At 71.0% G+C, this 3167-nt stretch carries 3 protein-coding genes and 1 pseudogene; all 4 read right to left on the minus strand.

Annotated features, from left to right (window positions below; all coding sequences use genetic code 11):
* Positions 1-513: 513 nt before the first annotated feature.
* A complete protein-coding gene (locus Q0C81_RS11710) occupies positions 514-993 on the minus strand; it encodes a GcrA family cell cycle regulator (protein ID WP_291837884.1) in 480 nt (159 codons plus the stop codon).
* A gap of 124 nt (positions 994-1117) precedes the next feature.
* On the minus strand, positions 1118-1537 hold the full coding sequence (locus Q0C81_RS11715; RefSeq protein ID WP_291837887.1) for a single-stranded DNA-binding protein: 420 nt from the start codon (positions 1535-1537) through the stop codon (positions 1118-1120).
* A gap of 34 nt (positions 1538-1571) precedes the next feature.
* Complete coding sequence (locus tag Q0C81_RS11720) at positions 1572-1937, minus strand: hypothetical protein (RefSeq protein ID WP_291837890.1); 366 nt, start codon at positions 1935-1937, stop codon at positions 1572-1574.
* 183 nt (positions 1938-2120) lie between these two features.
* A pseudogene (locus Q0C81_RS11725) lies at positions 2121-3167 on the minus strand (chromosome partitioning protein ParB); the annotation flags it as partial.

A 3167-nucleotide genomic window follows, 5' to 3' on the forward strand; every position in this document is an offset into this window, starting at 1 on the left:
CCCAGGGCGGAGACGGAGGTCGGGGTGAAGGCGGAGGATGAGGTGTTGAAGCGGGTCATTGGACCAGTCCTTGAGACTGTCGAGCGCCCCATGCGCAACGACCCCGGTTTTGGCCACAGCGGGGTCCCCGGCAGTCACCGGAACGGGCGGCCCCTTGGACGTCCGTGGAGGGGAACGGCGCAGCCGTTGACTTCCGGGGTGCTGTGACAAAATCGGAGGGCGTTGTGTGGGGGCAAGTCCTCGCCCGCCTTCGGGCGAGGACACGACTCGGCGCCGTCGCGCCGATACAGACGAAGACACATCGACGGCCGGTCCCCGGCGACGGCGCGCCGTCGCCTGCGCCTCCTGTCCGTGCGTTCGGCGGAGCCCGCCACTACGGCGGCAGACCCGGGACGACGTCCGGTTCATAAGGCCGCCGTCGCTCCACGGAGCGGTCCGCCGGCGACAGACCGACAGCGGCCCCGGCCGCGACCCCGTGATGTGCGGCAGGCTCCGGATGCCGGATGGAGCGCCTCAGGTCAGGCCCGCGAGGCGCATCAGGTCTTCTGCGTCATGGCGGACAGGGCCGCGGTAGCCGATCTCGGCGTGGGCGGCGCAGAAGGCGCCCCGGGCGATCCTCCGGCCGCACAGGGCGAACCCGGGCTCGCCAGGATCGCCATACGGCCAGCGGCAGTCCAGGCGGCGAACCGACAGCAGGGTCGCCGTTCCGTGCGACGGCGCTTCGACCGAGCGTCGCCCCGGCGGCATGGGGCAGGACACGGGGGCGTCCCTGGCGGGCGAGGCCCGGCGCGGAGCCGGACCCGCAGCGAGCTTTACGGACCTTGAAGCGGTGGGGCGCTCCGCCGACAGACCCATGCGATAAACCTTGCCCAGCACCGCGCTGCGCGTGACGCCGTGGCCCAGGTCGCGCGCGACCTGCGCTGCGCTCCGGCCTTCCAGCCAGAGGGTCTTGAGACGACCGATGCGGTCTTCGGTCCAGGCGGAGGCGGTCATGGCGGAACTCCGATGCCAACGAGCCCCATCGGCTCGCCCGCGCCCGGCCTCGCTTCATCCTCCCGGCCAACGGAGAAACGGCCCGACGCTCGCGCGCCGGGCCGTTCCGCCTTCCGCCGCCAGATCAGAACGGGATGTCGTCGTTCAGATCGTATCCGCTCGCCGGCTCCTGCATCTGCTGGCCGACGGTCCCGTCGTTCGTCGACGGCCGGTCGCGCCGGTTCTTCAACCGGATGTCGCCCACGACCAGACGCAGATCATAGTGCTCGACCCCGTCCTTCCCGGTCCAGGTGTCGTTCTCGACATGGCCCTGGATCACGACGCGGCTGCCCTTGCGCGCGAAGGCCTCGATGTATCTCTCGGTCGTCGCCTCGTTGAAACAGATGCAGTTGAAGCCGGTCGTGCGCTCGCCCGGTGTGCCGTCGGCGCGCCGGAAGCGGGTGGTCTCCAGAACGCGGAAGCTCGCCCGCTTCTTGCCCGACCCATGGGCGGACAGGATGGACGGGTCGGCGGCCAGATAGCCTTCGAGGGTGAGGGTTTGCATGGTCAGTCTCCTGGGAATGAATGAGGGTTGAGGGTCAGGCGGCGGCGCGGTCAGGGTCAGAGGCGACGGCGGCGTCGGCGTCGCGGTCCTCCGCCCAGTCGAGGACGGTCAGCCGGTTCACCACCAGTTCCTTGGCGGTGCGTTCGGTCCCGTCCTTGGCCGCGTAGGCCGTGTCGATGAAGGCCCCGACGACGACGGCTTCGCAGCCTTGGGCCAGTCCGCGGGCGATGACCTTCTCGTTCAGGCCTTTCGACCAGCTGACGCAGTTGACGCCGACGAGCCGGTCCTTTCCGGCGCTGTCCACGCCGCGCTTTTCGAGCAGCCGGAAGACCGCCTTGGCGAAGTCCGGGCTGATCTGGGGGTCGGCCGCCAGGCGGCCGGTGAACACCATGGTCTGCATGTCAGTCTCCTGTTGATCCGAAGCGCCGGGGAGCCGATCTCCCCAACCCGCTTCACCCGAAACCTCCCTTCCTCCCGTCCTCCTCCTGATCGGGCCGGCCTTGGGCCGCCGGTCGGCGCACGCCGGGCGCAAAGAGACTCCGCCCCGACCACGGCCGGAGCGGAGTTTGATCGGACCAGAGATTCAGGCAGCAGGGTGGCCGAGGGCGACCGCTCCGGCTGGGGTGACGACGAAGGCGCCGGCTCCGTCCGCCCGTTCCCCGCCCGGGGGATCCCCGTCGCCGGCCTCGTCATCGCGCGCCTCGTCCCCGGCCCCGCCATCGGTCTCATCCCCGTTCTCGTACGGGGCCGAAGACGCGGTCCAGGACAGGCTCGCCGGCGCCCAGACACGAGCCGCGGCCTGTTCGGCGACCCAATCAACCAGTTCGGTCTTCTTCAGCGCTCCAGCGCGGTCGTCCGCCGCGCCCATGTCGGCGAGCATGCCGAGCAGCAGGGGTTTGGAGTGCGGCTGCAAAAACGGCGCGTCCGGCGTCCAGTGCCGGGTGATCTCCGCCCTGCACAAAACCGCCAGTTCGGCCGCTTCGGCCCGAGCCGCTCGTCGGATCAGGGTAGTCCGCTCTTCCCGCAGGTCGAGCGAAACGGCCGTGAGCTCGGCCAGCAGCGCCATCCGGTCGTCGTGAGCCAGGCTGTGGACCCAGGCGATCACCGTCTCGCCCGAGGCCTCCCAGACGCCGCGCCGCCCGTCCAGACGCTCCCGGACGTCGCCGTCCAGGGACTCGATGACCCGGCCGCCGGCCGGCGCGAACGGACTGACGGTGATGGCCAGCGCCGACTCCGAGCGGGCGTCGCCGCCGCCGGCGACCAGCACGGTGAACAGCCGGGCGATCAGGGCGGTCAGGGCCGTCCGTGGATCGTCCGCCACGGCGCGGATGAGGCCGCGGGTCGCCACGTCGGTGCGGGCCGCATGCAGGACATGGTTGATCCCCTCGATGTCCGGCGAGGGGGCCGCGGCGACCGGCGGACTGTAGCCGGGAGCAAGGGCCGGCACGGTCTGGTCCGCCTCTCCGTCCTGATCTTCCGCCGGCTCGACCTCCGGTTCGATGGGCGCATAACACCGGACCTCGACGCCCGCGCGCAGCGACGGCCAAAGCACCAGGACGGTGACCACGCGCGAGCCGGCGCCCGCCTGGTCCCGGGCGATTTTAGCGCGGATCATCGGCAGAAGCCGATC

It is taken from the genome of Brevundimonas sp. (assembly GCF_023259385.1).
Taxonomy (GTDB): Bacteria; Pseudomonadota; Alphaproteobacteria; order Caulobacterales; family Caulobacteraceae; genus Brevundimonas.

What these genes read in the sequence shown, in the direction of transcription:
- Q0C81_RS11710 (WP_291837884.1), bottom strand. Translation starts at nt 993, where the DNA reads ATGACCGCCTCCGCCTGGACCGAAGACCGCATCGGTCGTCTCAAGACC.
- Q0C81_RS11715 (WP_291837887.1), bottom strand. Translation starts at nt 1,537, where the DNA reads ATGCAAACCCTCACCCTCGAAGGCTATCTGGCCGCCGACCCGTCCATC.
- Q0C81_RS11720 (WP_291837890.1), bottom strand. Translation starts at nt 1,937, where the DNA reads ATGCAGACCATGGTGTTCACCGGCCGCCTGGCGGCCGACCCCCAGATC.